This window comes from Kitasatospora aureofaciens (assembly GCF_001188955.3).
Taxonomy (GTDB): Bacteria; Actinomycetota; Actinomycetes; order Streptomycetales; family Streptomycetaceae; genus Kitasatospora; species Kitasatospora aureofaciens.
The window spans coordinates 157412-173443 of record NZ_JPRF03000087.1 but is presented as its reverse complement, the minus strand read 5'-3'; the positions used below and the strand labels follow the sequence as shown (position 1 = coordinate 173443).

Sequence of the window (16032 nt, the reverse complement as noted above, 5' to 3'; positions counted from 1 at the left end):
ATCTTCGGCGAAGGGGCCGGGCCGCGTACGGCGGTCCGGCCCCAAAGCCTACGTTGCTGCGGCGGCGTTAGCCTACTGCCTGCTCACGGTAGCGCACGATCTTGACGAACTCGTCGGCGTCCAGCGAGGCACCGCCGATCAGACCGCCGTCGATGTCGGGCTTGGCCATCAGACCGGCCGCGCTCGACGACTTGACCGAACCGCCGTACAGCACGCGGACCTTGTCGGCCAGCTCGGCGTCGTACAGCTCGGCGATCCGCCGGCGGATGGCGGCGCAGACCTCCTGCGCGTCCTCCGGGGTGGCCACCTCGCCGGTGCCGATCGCCCAGACCGGCTCGTAGGCGACCACGATCGACTCGGCCTGGTCGGCCGTGACGCCCTCCAGGGCGCCGTCCAGCTGGGCCAGGGTGTACTCGACGTGGGTGCCCGCCTTGCGGATCTCCAGCGGCTCGCCGACGCACAGGATCGGGGTGACCCCGGCCCGGTAGGCGGCCTTGACCTTGGCGTTGACGATCTCCTCGTTCTCGCCGTGGTACTGGCGGCGCTCCGAGTGGCCGATCACCGCGTAGGTGCACTGCAGCTTGGCCAGCATCGGGCCGGAGACCTCGCCGGTGTAGGCGCCGCCGTCGTGCTGCGAGATGTCCTGCGAGCCGTACTTGATCTTCAGCTTGTCGCCGAAGACCAGGGTCTGCACCGACCGCAGGTCGGTGAACGGCACCAGGACGGCGACCTCGACGGCCTCGTAGTCCTTGTCGGCCAGCGCGAAGGCCAGCTTCTGGGTGTGCTGGATGGCCTCGAGGTGGTTGAGGTTCATCTTCCAGTTGCCCGCCATCAGCGGGAGACGCTCAGTCATGCCTTCAGCCTTCCAGGGCGGCGAGACCGGGGAGGGTCTTGCCCTCCAGGTACTCGAGGCTCGCGCCACCGCCGGTCGAGATGTGCCCGAACTTCGTCTCGTCGAAGCCCAGGATGCGGACGGCCGCGGCGGAGTCGCCGCCACCGACCACGGTGAACGCGTTGCTGTCGATCAGGGCCTGCGCGACGGCCTTGGTGCCGTTCGCGTAGTCCGGGTGCTCGAAGACGCCCATCGGGCCGTTCCAGAACACCGTGCCGGCGTCGGCCAGCTTCGCCGCGTAGAGCTCGCGGGTCTTCGGGCCGATGTCCAGGCCCTCCTTGTCGGCCGGGATCTCGTCCGACGCGACGGTGTCGGGGTTCGCCGGGGTCTTGCCCTTGAGGTCCGGGAACTCGGCGGAGACCAGGACGTCCACGGGCAGGACGAACTCGACGCCCCGCTCCTCGGCCTCGGCCAGGTAGCCCAGGACGGTCGGGATCTGGTCCTCCTGCAGCAGCGAGATGCCGACCTCGTGGCCCTTGGCCTTGAGGAAGGTGTACGCCATGCCGCCGCCGATCAGGATCCGGTCGGCCTTCTTCAGCAGGTTGTCGATCACACCGAGCTTGTCCGACACCTTGGCGCCGCCGAGCACGACGACGTACGGGCGCTTGACGTCCTCGGTGAGCTTCTTCAGCACACCGACCTCGGTGGCGATCAGGTCGCCGGCGGCGTGCGGCAGCAGGGCCGGCAGGTCGTACACCGAGGCGTGCTTGCGGTGCACGGCGCCGAAGCCGTCGCCGACGTACAGGTCGGCCAGGGCGGCCAGCTGCTCGGCGAAGGCCTTGCGCTCGGCGTCGTCCTTGCTGGTCTCACCGGCGTTGAAGCGCAGGTTCTCCAGCAGCACGACCTCGCCGTCGGCCAGTGCGGCCACGGCGGACCGGGCCGACTCGCCCACGGTGTCGGTGGCGAAGGCGACCGGCCTGCCGAGGATCTCACCGAGGCGCTCGGCCACCGGGGCGAGCGAGAACTGCGGGTCCGGCGCGCCCTTGGGACGGCCGAGGTGGGAGGCGACGACGACCTTGGCGCCGCGCTCGACGAGCTTGGCGATGGTCGGGGCGACGGCACGGATCCGACCGTCGTCGGTGATCCGGCCGTCCGACAGCGGGACGTTCAGGTCGGCGCGTACGAAGACGCGCTTGCCGGCGACGTCCAGGTCTTCGATGGTCTTCACGGGTTCTTCGGTCTCCTGGGGAGATGGTTGATGCGCAGAGGCGGCACGGCGCAGGGGCCGCCTGAGAAGTCCTTGTACGCAGAGCGAGGGCCCGGTCGGCACATTTCGCCGTCCGAGCCCTCGCCCCTACATCACGTCAGCTCCCACCGCGTCAGAGCCGGCCACCGACGAGGGTGACCAGGTCGACGACGCGGTTCGAGTAGCCCCACTCGTTGTCGTACCAGCCGAGCACCTTGACCTGGTTGCCCTGGACCATGGTGAGCTGCGAGTCGAAGATGCAGGAGGCCGGGTCGTTGACGATGTCCGAGGAGACGATCGGGTCCTCGGTGTAGGCCAGGATGCCCTTGAGCGGGCCCTCCTGCGCGGCCTTCTGGAAGGCCGCGTTGACCTCGTCCTTGGTGACCTCGCGCTCCAGGGTGACGACCAGGTCGGTGATCGAGCCGGTCGGGACCGGGACGCGCAGCGAGGTGCCGTCCAGCTTGCCCTTCAGCTCCGGCAGGACCAGGGCGGTCGCCTTGGCGGCACCCGTCGAGGTCGGGATGATGTTCTGGCTCGCCGCACGAGCACGGCGCAGGTCCTTGTGCGGGAAGTCCAGGGTGACCTGGTCGTTGGTGAACGCGTGGACAGTGGTCATCAGACCCTTGACGATGCCGAAGCTCTCGTTCAGGACCTTGGCCATCGGCGCCACGCAGTTGGTGGTGCAGGAGGCGTTGGAGATGACGTGGTGGTTGGCGGCGTCGTACTTGTCGTCGTTGACACCCAGGACGATGGTGACGTCCTCGTCGGTGGCGGGCGCCGAGATGATGACCTTCTTCGCGCCGGCGGCGAGGTGCTTCTTCGCGGCCTCGGCCTTGGTGAAGATGCCGGTGGACTCGACGACGATGTCGGCGCCCAGGGCGGCCCACGGCAGGTTGGCCGGGTCACGCTCGGCCGTCACCTTGAAGGTGTGGCCGTCGACGGTGATGCTGTCCTCGGTGTGCGAGACCTCGCCCGGGAAGGTGCCCAGGGTGGTGTCGTACTTCAGCAGGTGAGCCAGGGTCTTCGTGTCGGTGAGGTCGTTGACACCGACGATCTCGATGTCCGCGCCCTGGGCCTTGACGGCGCGGAAGAAGTTGCGGCCGATGCGGCCGAAGCCGTTGATGCCTACCCGGATCGTCACGAACCGATCTCCTCGTTAGGTACGCCGGCGGTGAGCCGACGGGGATGAGATTTGGGAAGTCCCCGACCGCCTACGACCCTACCTCTCCCGGGCCTGCGAGGGCACATCGCGCCACCTGGCAAGACGTGGCGTGGCGCGGTCCCGGGCCCTCCGTCCGCGCCTCCCCGGGCCGTTGGTCCTGGCCAAGTGGTCTTGACCAATTTCGGTTCGCCGTCCACTCCCGCACGGGCCCGGACACAGCGACGGCCGGTGCCCCGGATTTCGGACACCGGCCGTCATTCGCCCGCTCGCCTCCGCGGCGTCCGGCGCGCGAAGCGCCGTGCGTCAGTTGAGCGCCATCTCGTCGGTCAGGTTGGCCTCGGTGCTCGGCAGGCCGAGCTCGGCGGCGCGCTTGTCGGCCATCGCCAGCAGGCGGCGGATCCGGCCGGCCACCGCGTCCTTGGTCAGCGGCGGGTCGGCGAGCGCGCCCAGCTCCTCCAGCGAGGCCTGCTTGTGCTGCATCCGCAGCTGGCCGGCCGCGGCCAGGTGCTCGGGCACCTCCTCGCCGAGGATCTCCAGCGCGCGGGCCACCCGGGCGCCGGCCGCCACCGCGGCCCGGGCCGAGCGGCGCAGGTTGGCGTCGTCGAAGTTGGCCAGCCGGTTCGCGGTGGCCCGGACCTCGCGCCGCATCCGGCGCTCCTCCCAGGCGAGCACCGACTCGTGCGCCCCCAGCCGGGTCAGCAGCGCGCCGATCGCGTCACCGTCGCGGATGACCACCCGGTCCACCCCGCGCACCTCGCGGGCCTTGGCCGGGATGCCGAGCCGACGGGCCGCGCCGACCAGCGCCAGCGCCGCCTCCGAGCCGGGGCAGGTGATCTCCAGCGAGGAGGAGCGGCCCGGCTCGGTGAGCGATCCGTGTGCGAGGAAGGCCCCGCGCCAGGCCGCCTCGGCGTCGCAGGTGGCCCCGGAGACGACCGCCGGGGGCAGGCCCCGGATCGGACGGCCGCGGCCGTCCACCAGACCGGTCTGGCGGGCGAGCAGCTCGCCGTCCTTGACCACCCGGACGACGAAGCGGCTGCCGCGCCGCAGCCCGCCGGGCGCCATCACCACGAGGTCGGAGGAGTGCCCGAAGATCTCCAGCAGGTCCTTGCGCAGCCTTCGCGCCGCCGCCCCGGTGTCCAGCTCCGCCTCGATCACGATGCGGCCGCTCACGATGTGCAGCCCGCCCGCGAACCGCAGGATCGCCGACACCTCCGCCTTGCGACAGCAGGCCCGGGTGACCGGGAGCCGGCTGATCTCGTCCTTCACCGCTGGAGTCATCGCCATGGCCCGATCCTTCCATGTGTCCGGAAAATCCGGTCGTACGCGGCCGCCAACAGCTCGGGGTCGTGTCGCGGGGTGCCGTCGGCGCGGGCCACCGTGCCGAGCACCAGAGCGGCGCCCATCCGTTCGGCGGCCTTCTCCAGACCCTCCAGGTCGGCCTGGCCGAAGGCGCCGCCCGTGACGGCGCGCTCGTCCACCAGGATCGCATCCACCGCGAGGTCCGGAGCGTGGTCGGCGATGACCTCCAGGTGGCGCTGGGGGGTGAAGCCCTCGGTCTCACCGGGCTGCGGGGCCAGGTTCAGGGTGAGCAGACGGCGGGCGCGGGTCTCCGTCAGCGCCTTGGCCAGCTCGGGCACCAGCAGGTGGGGCAGCACGCTGGTGAACCAGGAACCGGGGCCGAGCACCACCCAGTCCGCCTCGCGGACCGCCGTGACCGCCTCCGGCACGGCCGGAGGCTCGTCCGGAAGCAGCCGGATCGACTGCACGGTGCCCGGGGTGGCCGCCACGCTGGCCTGGCCGCGGACGGCCGAGACCTCGGCCGGGCGGGCCGGGTCGTGGCCGCGCACGGTCGCCTCGATGTCCAGCGGCACCGCCGACATCGGCAGCACCCGGCCCTGGACGTTCAGCAGCCGGCCGACCCAGTCCAGCGCGGCGACCGGGTCGCCGAGCTTCTCCCAGAGGGCGACGATCAGCAGATTGCCCACCGCGTGGCCGCCCAGCTCCCCGTTGCCGGTGAAGCGCTGCTGGATCACCTCGGACCAGGTGCGGCCCCAGTCGTCGTCCCCGCACAGCGCGGCCAGCGCCTTGCGCAGGTCTCCGGGCGGCAGCACCCCCAGCTCCTCGCGCAACCGTCCGCTGGAGCCGCCGTCGTCGGCGACGGTGACCACGGCGGTCAGGTCGCTGGTGAGCCGGCGCAGCGCGGACAGCGAGGCGGACAGGCCCTGGCCGCCGCCGAGCGCGGTGATCCGGGGAGCCGGGTTGGCCCGGGCGGGACTGCTACGCGGACGGCTCGGCGACGGGCTGCCCGCCCGTTCGCCGGTCCTGCTCTGCGGCTGCCGCCCGGGCACGTATCCCGCCACACTCACCTCGCGTTCCTCGACCCCGCCACCGGCTCCGCCGGCGGCCCGGCAGGGAAGGCGGCGGTTACTCCCGTCCCATGTCACGGTGGACGAGCACCGTCTCGACTCCGTCGGCGATGAGACGCTTGGTCAGACGCTCGGACATGGCGACGCTACGGTGCTTGCCACCGGTGCAGCCTACGGCAAGCGTCATGTAGCGCTTCCCCTCCCGGCGGTAGCCCTCGGTAACGATCCGGAGGAGCTCGGCGTAGCCGTCCAGGAACTCGTTGGCGCCCGGCTGCTGGAAGACGTAGTCGGCGACGTCCGCGTCGGTGCCGGTGCGGGCCCGCAGCTCGGGTACCCAGTGCGGGTTCGGCAGGAAGCGGCAGTCCACCACGAGGTCGGCGTCGACCGGCAGGCCGTACTTGAAGCCGAAGGACATCACGGTGGCGCGCAGCTCGGGCTCGTCGTGGTCGGCGAACTGGGCGTCCAGCTTGGCGCGCAGCTGGTGCACGTTGAGGTTGGAGGTGTCGATCACCAGGTCGGCCTCACCGCGCAGGTCGCGCAGCAGGTCGCGCTCCTGGGCGATGCCGTCCACGATCCGGCCGTCGGCCTGCAGCGGGTGGGGGCGGCGGACGCTCTCGAAGCGTCGGACCAGGGCTTCGTCGGAGGAGTCGAGGAAGACCACCCGGAGCCGGACGCCGCGCTTCTCCAGCTCGTCCAGCGAGGTGAGCAGGTCGTCGAAGAACTGACGGCCGCGGACGTCCACGACCACGCCGATCCGGGCGACGTTGCCCTGGGAGCGGGCGCCCAGGTCGACCATGGTGGGGATCAGGGCCGGCGGCAGGTTGTCCACCACGAACCAGCCCAGGTCCTCCAGGCACTTCGCGGCGGTGGAGCGGCCGGCTCCGGACATGCCGGAGATGATCACCAGCTCCGGCGCGTTCTCGGCCACGTCTGACACGGTCACTTCGGTTCCCCGCTCTCGGTCTTTCTGCTGGGGAGAACGCGCACGGCACGGCCGCCCTTCCCCGTCCCGGACAGGCGGGCGGGTTCGGGGCGCGCCGATGGACGGGCGGCGTCGGCCGTCATGGCGTCTCCTGGGATGGTGCGGTCTGGGATGCTGCGGCCACCGGCTCGGCGGCCTGGTCAGGCCTGTCCTCGATGATCTCGCCGGTCGCGGTGTTGACCGCGGGTGCGGCAGGTGTACGGGACGACAACGCCGCCGCAACAGTTTCCGCGGTGCGGCGCCCGATGCCGGGTACCGCGCAGATCTCGTCGACGGTGGCGGCCCGGAGCTTCTTCAGCGAGCCGAAGTGCTTGAGCAGCGCCCGGCGGCGAGTTTCGCCGAGGCCCGGGACGGAGTCCAGCTCCCCGGCGGTGAGTCGCTTGGAACGCTTGTTGCGCTGATAGCTGATAGCGAAGCGGTGGGCCTCGTCGCGCACCCGCTGCAGCAGGTAGAGGCCCTCGCTGGAGCGCGGCAGCACGACCGGGTCGTCCTCGCCGGGCAGCCAGACCTCCTCCAGGCGCTTGGCCAGGCCGCACAGCGCGACGTCGTCGATGCCCAGTTCCTCCAGGGCGCGCTTGGCGGCGGCGACCTGCGGCTGGCCGCCGTCGACCACCAGCAGCTGCGGGGGGTAGGCGAAGCGCTTTGGGCGGCCGTCCTCGTCCCGGGCACCGACGGCGGTGACGGGGTCGGCGGTGACGGCATCGGCGGTGATGGGCTCGGCGGTGACGGGGTCGTCAGCCTCCGGGACAGCCCACTCGCCGGTCTGCTCGCGCTCCTGGAGGTAGCGGCGGAACCGGCGGCTGATCACCTCGTGCATCGAGCGGACGTCGTCCTGGCCCTCGAAGCCCCTGATCTGGAAGCGCCGGTACTCGCTCTTGCGGGCCAGGCCGTCCTCGAAGACGACCATCGAGGCGACCACGTCCTCGCCCTGGAGGTGGGAGATGTCGTAGCACTCGATGCGCAGCGGAACGGAGTCCAGTTCCAGCGCGTCGGCGATCTCCTGGAGGGCGCGGCTGCGGGTGGTGAGGTCGGAGGCGCGCTTGGTCTTGTGCAGGGCGAGCGCCTGTTGGGCGTTGCGCTGCACGGTGGCCATCAGGTCCTTCTTGTCGCCGCGCTGCGGGATGCGCAGGTCGACCTGGCTGCCGCGCAGACCGCTCAGCCACTCCCGGACGGGGGCGAGCGGCTCCGGCAGGGCGGGGACGAGCACCTCCCGCGGGACGGACTCGTTGCGCTCCTCCGCGGCGGCGCCGCCGTAGAGCTGCTGGAGGGCGTGCTCGACGAGTCCGGCGGTGTCGACGTCCTCGACCTTGTCGGTGACCCAGCCGCGCTGGCCGCGCACCCGGCCGCCGCGGACGTGGAAGATCTGGACGGCGGCTTCGAGTTCGTCCTCGGCGACGGCCAGCAGGTCGGCGTCGGTGGCGTCGGCGAGCACGATGGCGTTCTTCTCCATCGCGCGCTTGAGGGCGCCGATGTCGTCGCGAAGCCGGGCCGCCCTCTCGTACTCCATCTCGGCGGCGGCCTCCCGCATCTGGTCCTCCAGCCGGCGCAGGTAGTTGCCGGTGCGCCCGGCCATGAAGTCGCAGAAGTCCTCGGCCAGTTCCCGGTGTTCGTCCGCCGAGACCTTGCCGACACAGGGCGCGGCGCACTTGCCGATGTAGCCGAGCAGACAGGGGCGGCCGACCTGCCGGGCGCGCTTGAACACGCCGTTGGAGCAGGTGCGGACGGGGAAGACGCGCAGCAGCAGGTCGACCGTCTCGCGGATCGCCCAGGCGTGCCCGTACGGACCGAAGTAGCGCACGCCCTTCTTGTGCGCCCCGCGCATCACCTGGACCCTCGGGTACTCCTCGTTGAGGGTGACGGCGAGTTCCGGATAGCTCTTGTCGTCGCGGTACTTGACGTTGAACCGTGGATCGAACTCCTTGATCCAGGAGTACTCCAGTTGGAGCGCCTCGACCTCGGTGGCGACCACGGTCCACTCCACCGAGGCGGCGGTGGTGACCATGGTCGCGGTGCGGGGGTGCAGCCCGGCCACGTCCTGGAAGTAGGACGACAGGCGCGGGCGCAGGCTCTTGGCCTTTCCGACGTAGATGACCCGGCCGTGGGCGTCACGGAACTTGTAGACGCCCGGGGAGGTCGGGATCGCGCCCGGCGCCGGGCGGTAGGTGCTCGGGTCAACCATGGCTCCACCGTACCGATTGCGGTCGCGGCCGGGGGGACGGGATCGAGGGGGAGGCGCTCAACTGCTTCAGCTCGGGGTCACCTTGAGGTTCCCGCCCTCGACCGTGACGGCGTAGGCGGGCAGCGGGCTGGGGGCCGGGCCGTCCTGCACCGCACCGTCGGCGATGCCGAACCGGCTGCCGTGGCAGGGGCACTGGATCTGCTCCTGCTTCACCTGGTCCACGATGCAGCCGGCGTGGGTGCACTTGGCGCTGAAGGCCTTGAACTGGCCGGCGGCGGGCTGGGTCACCACGATCTTCTGCTCGCGGAAGACCTTGCCGCCGCCCTCCGGGATCGCCGAGGCCGGGCCGAGGTCCACCGCGCCCTGGGGGGCGCTGCTCTTCTCCGAGGAACCGGCGGAGGAACTGCAGCCGGTGACGGCCACGGTGCCCCCGGCCGCCAGGACGGCCGCGGCACCGCAGAGCAGGGTGCGCCGGGAGGTGGCGGGGCTGGTCTCGGGGGCCTCGGACATCGGTGCGCTCCTACGGGTTGCTGCTGCGAGGGACCACGGAAGTCTATGCCGCACGCGCCCCGCCGATCCCGAGCTTCCCGGGAGCGGCGGGGCGGGTGAAGGACTACTTCTTGCCGGCGGCGGCCCGCTTGCGCGGGGCCTTCCTGGCCGGTGCCGCGACCGGGGCGTCCGCGAAGTCACCCGGCAGGATGTCCCGCAGGAACTTGCCGGTGTGGCTCTCCGAGACGGCCGCGATCTGCTCCGGGGTGCCCTCGGCGACGACCGTGCCGCCGCCGGAGCCGCCCTCGGGGCCCATGTCGACGATCCAGTCGGCGGTCTTGATCACGTCGAGGTTGTGCTCGATCACGATCACCGTGTTGCCCTTGTCGACCAGCCCGCTGAGCACCTTGATCAGCTTGCTGATGTCCTCGAAGTGCAGACCCGTGGTCGGCTCGTCCAGCACGTAGACCGTCCGCCCGGTGGAGCGCTTCTGCAGCTCGGAGGCCAGCTTGACGCGCTGTGCCTCGCCGCCGGAGAGCGTCGGCGCGGACTGGCCGAGCCGGACGTAGCCGAGGCCGACGTCGTTGAGCGTCCGCAGGTGGCGGGCGATCGCGGGGACGGCCTCGAAGAAGGCCAGCGCCTCCTCGATCGGCATGTCCAGCACCTCGGCGATGGACTTCCCCTTGTAGTGCACCTCCAGCGTCTCCCGGTTGTACCGGGCGCCGTGGCAGACCTCGCACGGCACGTAGACGTCCGGCAGGAAGTTCATCTCGATCTTGATGGTGCCGTCGCCGGTGCAGTTCTCGCAGCGGCCGCCCTTCACGTTGAAGGAGAACCGGCCCGGGAGGTACCCGCGGACCTTCGCCTCCTGGGTCTCCGCGAAGAGCCGGCGGACGTGGTCGAACACCCCGGTGTAGGTGGCCGGGTTGGACCGCGGGGTGCGGCCGATCGGCGACTGGTCGACGTGCACCACCTTGTCCACCAGGTCGGTGCCGGTGATCCGGGTGTGCCGGCCGGGCACGCTGCGGGCGCCGTTCAGCTCCCGGGCGAGGTGGGTGTAGAGGATGTCGTTGACCAGCGTCGACTTGCCGGAGCCGGAGACGCCGGTGATCGCCGTCAGCGTGCCCAGCGGGAAGCCGACCGTGACGTCCTTGAGGTTGTGCTCGCGGGCGCCGTGCACCGTCAGCTGGCGCTTCTTGTCCCGGTCGCGGCGGGCGGCCGGGATCGGAATGGACCGCTTGCCGGAGAGGTACTGGCCGGTCAGCGACTCCTTGTTGGCGAGCAGCTGCTTCAGCGACCCGGAGTGCACCACCTTGCCGCCGTGCTCACCGGCGCCCGGGCCGATGTCGACCACCCAGTCCGCGGTCTTGATGGTGTCCTCGTCGTGCTCGACCACGATCAGGGTGTTGCCGATGTCGCGCAGCCGCACCAGCGTCTCGATCAGCCGGTGGTTGTCCCGCTGGTGCAGGCCGATGGACGGCTCGTCCAGCACGTACAGCACGCCGACCAGGCCGGAGCCGATCTGGGTGGCCAGCCGGATGCGCTGGGCCTCGCCGCCGGACAGGGTGCCGGCCGCGCGGTCCAGGGAGAGGTAGTCCAGGCCCACGTCGACCAGGAAGCGCAGCCGCTCATTGACCTCCTTGAGGACCCGCTCGGCGATCTGCTTGTCCCGGTCGTTGAGCTTCATCGCGCCCAGGAACTCGGCGCAGTCGCTGATCGACATCGAGGAGACGTCGGCGATCGACCTGTCCTCGACCGTGACCGCCAGCACCACCGGCTTGAGCCGGGTGCCCTGGCAGGTCGGGCAGGGCACCTCGCGCATGTAGCCCTCGAAGCGCTCGCGGCTGCTGTCGCTCTCCGCCTCGGTGTGCCGGCGCTGGATGAACGGCACCGCGCCCTCGAAGCCGGTGCTGTACGAGCGCTCGCGGCCGAAGCGGTTGCGGTAGCGCACCTGCACCTGGTGCTTGTGCCCGTACATCAGCGCCTTCCGGGCGCGGGCGGGCAGCCCGGCCCAGGGGATGTCGGTGCGGAAGCCGAGCTCCTCGGCGAGCGCGTCGATCAGGCGCTGGAAGTAGTCCTTGGCGTGCCCGGCCGACCACGGGTGGATCGCGCCCTCGTCCAGCGAGCGCTCCGGGTCCGGCACGACCAGCTCCGGGTCGACCTCCATCCGGTTGCCCAGGCCCGAGCAGTCCGGGCAGGCGCCGAACGGCGAGTTGAAGGAGAACGAGCGCGGCTCCAGCTCCTCGAACGACACGTCGTCGTACGGGCAGTAGAGGTGCTCGGAGTACATCCGCTCGCGCTCCGGGTCACCCTCGGGGAGGTCGACGAAGTCGAGCACGACCATGCCGCCGGACAGCCGCAGGGCCGTCTCCACCGAGTCGGTGAGCCGCCGCTTGGCGCTCTCCTTGACGGTCAGGCGGTCGATGACCACCTCGACGGTGTGCTTCTCCTGCTTCTTCAGCTTCGGCGGCTCGGCGAGCTGGATCGTCTCGCCGTCGACCCGGGCGCGGGAGTAGCCCTTGGACTGGAGGTCGGCGAAGAGGTCGACGAACTCGCCCTTGCGCTCGCGCACCACCGGGCTGAGCACCTGGAAACGGGTGCCCTCGGTGAGTTCCAGCACCTTGTCGACGATCGCCTGCGGCGACTGCTTGGCGATCGGGCGGCCGCAGTGCGGGCAGTGCGGCTTGCCGATCCGGGCGAACAGCAGGCGCAGGTAGTCGTAGACCTCGGTGATCGTGCCGACGGTCGAACGGGGGTTGCGGTTGGTGGACTTCTGGTCGATCGAGACGGCCGGGGAGAGGCCCTCGATGAAGTCCACGTCAGGCTTGTCCATCTGCCCGAGGAACTGACGGGCGTAGGAGGACAGCGACTCGACGTAGCGGCGCTGGCCCTCGGCGAAGATCGTGTCGAAGGCGAGCGAGGACTTGCCGGAGCCGGAGAGGCCCGTGAAGACGATGAGGGAGTCGCGGGGCAGGTCGAGCGAGACGTTCTTGAGGTTGTGCTCGCGAGCACCGCGGACGATGAGGCGGTCGGCCACTGCTTCTGGCGCCTTTCTCCGGGGCGAGAGGGCTTGCGGTGTGAGGTGTTCTTCTTCCAGGATGCGGCAGCCAGCCTACTAGCTCAGACGTTCGAATCACGACCTTGTCCAGCCGGGACCACCCGAACGAGTGAGAGCGCCTCCCGGACCGTCCGTACCCGGACCGAAAAAGGCCCTGCTCAGGACGCGGTTTCGGCGATAGCGTCGGCTGGTCAACGAGCGAAGCCCCGCGCGGGCAACGCGCCGTCTCGTACAGAAGGCAGTTTTCGATGACCGACCCGCAGTCCGCAGCCGCCGTCGCCGCCGAGCGGCTGAGCCTGGTCGAGAGCAGCACCCGGCGCATGCTGGAGACCGTCGCCGAGCTGAAGCCCGACGCCGTCACCGAGCCCTCCGCGCTCCCCGGCTGGACTCGCGGCCACGTGCTCGCCCACCTCGCCCGCAACGCCGACTCCCTGGTCAACCTGCTCACCGGCGCCCGCACCGGCACCGACATCCCGCAGTACGCCAGCGAGGAGGAGCGCGAGCAGGGCATCCAGGACGGCGCCGGCCGCCCGCTGGAGGAGCAGCTCGCCGACCTGCGCGAGTCGCACGAGCGCTTCCTCGCCGCCGTCGCCCTGATGAACGACGAGGACTGGGCCGCCGAGGTGCGGCACCGCTCCGGCGCCGTCTTTCCGGCCTGCGACCTCGTCTGGAAGCGCCTGGGCGAGCTGGAGTACCACCTGGTCGACCTGGACGGCGGCTACTCCCCCGCCAGCTGGCCGGAGCCGTTCGCCGTCGCCGAGTTCCACAGTCTGGCCCTCCGGCTGCACGGCACCGACCTGCCCGCCGTCGAGCTCGTCGCCGAGGACACCGGGGACCGCGGCCTGATCGGCTCGGGCCCGGTCTCGCTGACCGTCCAGGGCCCCGTCCGCGCCCTGCTCGCCTGGCTCTCCGGCCGCTCCGGCGGCGCGGACCTGCGCCGCAACCCCGACACCGCGCTCCCCCAGCTTCCCCCGCTGGGCTGACGGCGCGAGGATGATCCTGAACCCTGCTTTCGGACGAGGAGCGGACGGATGACGTACCACGGAGCGGTCAAGGTCGGCGGACCGCCGGACGTGCGGGAACTGGCCCACCTGATCATCACCAAGGTGGCCGTCGGCCCCTACGACAACAACGCCTACCTGCTGCGCTGCCGGGCCACCGACGAACAGCTGCTGATCGACGCGGCCGCCGACGCCCCGGTGCTGCTGGAGACCGTCGGGGACGACCTCGAAACCGTGGTCACCACCCACCGGCACCAGGACCACTGGGGCGCGCTGGCCGAGGTGGTCGCCACCACCGGCGCCCGCACCGCCGCCGGGGAGCACGACGCCGAGGGCATCGACGTGCCCACCGAGCTGCTGCTCGCGGACGGCGACCGGCTGCGGGTCGGCGAGGTCGAGCTCACCGTCCGGCACCTGGTCGGGCACACCCCGGGCGCGATCGTGCTGATCTACGACGACCCCCAGGGCCACCCCCACGTCTTCACCGGGGACTGCCTCTTCCCAGGCGGCGTCGGCAACACCTGGGGCGACCCGGAGGCCTTCAGGACCCTCTTCCGGGACGTCAACGAGAAGATCTTCGACGCCCTCCCCGACGAGGCGTGGGTCTACCCCGGCCACGGCAACGACACCACCCTCGGCGCCGAGCGCCCCCACCTGGAGGAGTGGCGCGAACGCGGCTGGTGACGGTTCCCTCCCGGCCCGGCCGCGCCGGGGCCCCGCGACGGTCTGCGTCGCGGGGCCCCGGCTGTTCTCGGGCGCTTGGGGTTTCTCAGGTGCGTCAGGCGTCCAGCTTCTGCGGCTCGGGCTCGGCCCCGGCGGCCTTCCTGGAGGCCATCAGGCTGGTCACCGTCGTCACCGCCAGGACCACCACGATGACGCCGAGCGAGAGTGGGATGCCGATCTCCGGGACGTGCGCACCGGCCTCGTGGGCGGCGTGCAGGACCAGCTTCACGCCGATGAAGCCGAGGATCACCGAGAGGCCGTAGCTCAGGTGGACCAGCTTCTTCAGCAGGCCGCCGATCAGGAAGTACAGCTGGCGCAGGCCCATCAGGGCGAAGGCGTTCGCCGTGAAGACGATGTACGGGTCCTGGGTGAGGCCGAAGATGGCCGGGATCGAGTCCAGGGCGAACAGCACGTCCGTCGTACCGATCGCCAGCATGACGATCAGCATCGGGGTGATCAGCCGGCGGCCGTTCTCCACGATGAAGAGCTTGGTGCCGTGGTAGCGATCAGTCGACGGGAAGCGCCGGGTGATCGACTTGAGCAGGCGGTTCTCCTCGAACTCCTCGTCCTCCTCGTCGGCCCGGGCTTCCTTGATCAGCTTCCAGGCCGTCCAGATCAGGAAGGCGCCGAAGAGGAAGAACACCCAGGAGAACTGCGCCACCAGCGCCGCGCCGCCGGCGATGAACGCCGCCCGGAGCACCAGGGCGATGATCACACCGAACATCAGCACGCGCTGCTGGTAGATCCTGGGCACCGCGAACTTGCCCATGATCAGGATGAACACGAAGAGGTTGTCGACGCTGAGCGACTTCTCGGTGATGTAGCCGGCGAAGAACTCGCCCGCCGGCTGCCCGCCGGAGTGCCACCAGAGGAAGCCTCCGAAGAGCGCCGCCAGCGCGATCCAGACGGCCGTCCAGATCCCGGCCTCCTTGACCGAGACCTCGTGGGGCTTGCGCCCCCCGATGAAGAAGTCCGCCACGATCAGTGCGATCAGCACACCGATCGTGGTGGCCCACATGGTTACGGAAACGTCCATGACTGCTCCTCCGGCAGCTAGGCGAGACGGGTCGTCACTGCCGGAGGTCTCTTCCGCCCACGGGCTCGCCCGGGGACCAGCGCCCCGGGGCGCCGCGACGGGCACCCGTGATGACGGGGTCGACTGTTGGGGAATACTCCCCTCCGCTGCCATCGAGAGTAACAGAGAAGGCAAAGAAGGGTAAAGAAGGTAAAGAACCGTCAGAGGAACGGCTCGATCGCCGGCAGCAGGTCCTGGAAGGTCCGCCCCTTCGCGGGGGCGCCGATCGCCTGCATCTCCCAGCCGCCGTTGCCGTCCCGGACCACCTTCGCCATGATCTGCCCAGTGTGCGGCCCGCCGCCCGCCAGCTCGTACCGGGCCAGCTCCACCCCGGTGGTCTCGTCCAGCAGCCGGCAGTGCGCCTGGCGCACCTCGGCGAAGGTCTGCCCCGTGTACGAGCTGACCGTGAACACCACCTGGGTGATGTGCGGCGGCACGTGCAGCAGGTCGACCAGGATCGCCTCGTCGTCCTCCACGCCGGAGCCGCCCTCCAGGTTGTCCCCGGTGTGCCGCACCGAGCCGTCGGTGGACTCCAGGTGCTGGAAGAACACCACGTCGGTCGGGGTCTTCTCGGCGTACAGCAGTGCCGAGGCGTCCAGGTCGATCTTCCTGGTCCGGCTGCCGAACAGGCCCCGCTTGGGGGCGGCCTGCCAGCCGAGCCCCATCCGGACCACGGTCAGGGTGCCGCCCGCCCCCTTCTGGAGGCTGACCCGCTGCCCCTTGGCAAGGTTCACCGACACGACGTTGTCCTCTCTGCCGGCCACGCGGTCGCTGCCGCCCGGCTCCCCGGTGGAACACCCCGTCGCCGTCCCCCGGCTGAGGCCCCCTCTGCTGACGGCCCGCATCCCCGTCCGAGGGCGCGATGCCGCAGGCCAGCCTAGGGCCTGCGGCACCCGCGACTCCTCCGAGTTACCCGGTT

13 protein-coding genes are annotated in these 16032 nt (G+C 70.9%); 2 read left to right on the top strand and 11 right to left on the bottom strand.

What is annotated here, in order from left to right; genetic code table 11:
• Positions 1-67: 67 nt before the first annotated feature.
• From tpiA to uvrA, 9 genes are all read right to left on the bottom strand, one after another.
• The gene (gene tpiA / locus HS99_RS37950; RefSeq protein WP_030288289.1) at positions 68-853 is read right to left on the bottom strand and encodes a triose-phosphate isomerase; all 786 of its coding nucleotides are present in this window, start codon (positions 851-853) and stop codon (positions 68-70) included.
• Between the two features lie 4 nt (positions 854-857).
• Complete coding sequence (locus HS99_RS37945; RefSeq protein WP_030288287.1) at positions 858-2060, bottom strand: phosphoglycerate kinase; 1203 nt, start codon at positions 2058-2060, stop codon at positions 858-860.
• A 151-nt stretch (positions 2061-2211) separates the two neighbouring features.
• A complete protein-coding gene (gap, locus tag HS99_RS37940; protein WP_030288285.1) occupies positions 2212-3219 on the bottom strand; it encodes a type I glyceraldehyde-3-phosphate dehydrogenase in 1008 nt (335 codons plus the stop codon).
• 324 nt (positions 3220-3543) lie between these two features.
• Positions 3544-4524: a DNA-binding protein WhiA gene (gene whiA, locus HS99_RS37935; protein WP_030288283.1), complete on the bottom strand. Its 981-nt coding sequence runs from the start codon at positions 4522-4524 to the stop codon at positions 3544-3546.
• Positions 4515-5600 carry a gluconeogenesis factor YvcK family protein gene (locus HS99_RS37930; RefSeq protein ID WP_030288280.1) on the bottom strand — a complete coding sequence of 362 codons (1086 nt, stop codon included), beginning with the start codon at positions 5598-5600 and terminating at the stop codon, positions 4515-4517. Before HS99_RS37930 ends, whiA begins: the two co-directional genes overlap by 10 nt.
• Positions 5601-5664: 64 nt before the next feature.
• Entirely contained in the window at positions 5665-6549 is an 885-nt protein-coding gene (gene rapZ / locus HS99_RS37925) for an RNase adapter RapZ (protein ID WP_037830760.1), read from the bottom strand.
• A gap of 118 nt (positions 6550-6667) precedes the next feature.
• Complete coding sequence (gene uvrC / locus HS99_RS37920; protein WP_030554927.1) at positions 6668-8767, bottom strand: excinuclease ABC subunit UvrC; 2100 nt, start codon at positions 8765-8767, stop codon at positions 6668-6670.
• Positions 8768-8833: 66 nt separating this feature from the next.
• Positions 8834-9277, bottom strand: coding sequence for a Rieske (2Fe-2S) protein (locus tag HS99_RS37915; protein ID WP_030288276.1), 444 nt, complete (start codon positions 9275-9277; stop codon positions 8834-8836).
• A gap of 103 nt (positions 9278-9380) precedes the next feature.
• The gene (gene uvrA / locus HS99_RS37910; protein WP_030288275.1) at positions 9381-12293 is read right to left on the bottom strand and encodes an excinuclease ABC subunit UvrA; all 2913 of its coding nucleotides are present in this window, start codon (positions 12291-12293) and stop codon (positions 9381-9383) included.
• Between the two features lie 269 nt (positions 12294-12562).
• Between uvrA and HS99_RS37905 the strand changes: the two genes are divergently transcribed.
• Both HS99_RS37905 and HS99_RS37900 read left to right on the top strand, forming a co-directional pair.
• Positions 12563-13297, top strand: coding sequence for a maleylpyruvate isomerase family mycothiol-dependent enzyme (locus HS99_RS37905; protein ID WP_046386072.1), 735 nt, complete (start codon positions 12563-12565; stop codon positions 13295-13297).
• Positions 13298-13345: 48 nt separating this feature from the next.
• On the top strand, positions 13346-13999 hold the full coding sequence (locus tag HS99_RS37900) for an MBL fold metallo-hydrolase (protein ID WP_030554923.1): 654 nt from the start codon (positions 13346-13348) through the stop codon (positions 13997-13999).
• A gap of 94 nt (positions 14000-14093) precedes the next feature.
• Here the strand turns inward: HS99_RS37900 and HS99_RS37895 are convergent, their stop codons facing one another.
• Together HS99_RS37895 and HS99_RS37890 are read right to left on the bottom strand one after the other, a co-directional pair.
• Positions 14094-15074: a TerC family protein gene (locus tag HS99_RS37895; protein WP_030288269.1), complete on the bottom strand. Its 981-nt coding sequence runs from the start codon at positions 15072-15074 to the stop codon at positions 14094-14096.
• Between the two features lie 200 nt (positions 15075-15274).
• On the bottom strand, positions 15275-15853 hold the full coding sequence (locus tag HS99_RS37890; RefSeq protein WP_030288268.1) for a TerD family protein: 579 nt from the start codon (positions 15851-15853) through the stop codon (positions 15275-15277).
• Positions 15854-16032: the final 179 nt, after the last annotated feature.

Excerpts from the sequence above, each read along its gene's own strand:
- HS99_RS37915 (WP_030288276.1), bottom strand. The coding sequence starts at position 9,277 with ATGTCCGAGGCCCCCGAGACCAGCCCCGCCACCTCCCGGCGCACCCTG.
- HS99_RS37895 (WP_030288269.1), bottom strand. The coding sequence starts at position 15,074 with ATGGACGTTTCCGTAACCATGTGGGCCACCACGATCGGTGTGCTGATC.
- HS99_RS37905 (WP_046386072.1), top strand. The coding sequence starts at position 12,563 with ATGACCGACCCGCAGTCCGCAGCCGCCGTCGCCGCCGAGCGGCTGAGC.
- uvrC (WP_030554927.1), bottom strand. The coding sequence starts at position 8,767 with ATGGTTGACCCGAGCACCTACCGCCCGGCGCCGGGCGCGATCCCGACC.
- tpiA (WP_030288289.1), bottom strand. The coding sequence starts at position 853 with ATGACTGAGCGTCTCCCGCTGATGGCGGGCAACTGGAAGATGAACCTC.
- HS99_RS37900 (WP_030554923.1), top strand. The coding sequence starts at position 13,346 with ATGACGTACCACGGAGCGGTCAAGGTCGGCGGACCGCCGGACGTGCGG.
- whiA (WP_030288283.1), bottom strand. The coding sequence starts at position 4,524 with ATGGCGATGACTCCAGCGGTGAAGGACGAGATCAGCCGGCTCCCGGTC.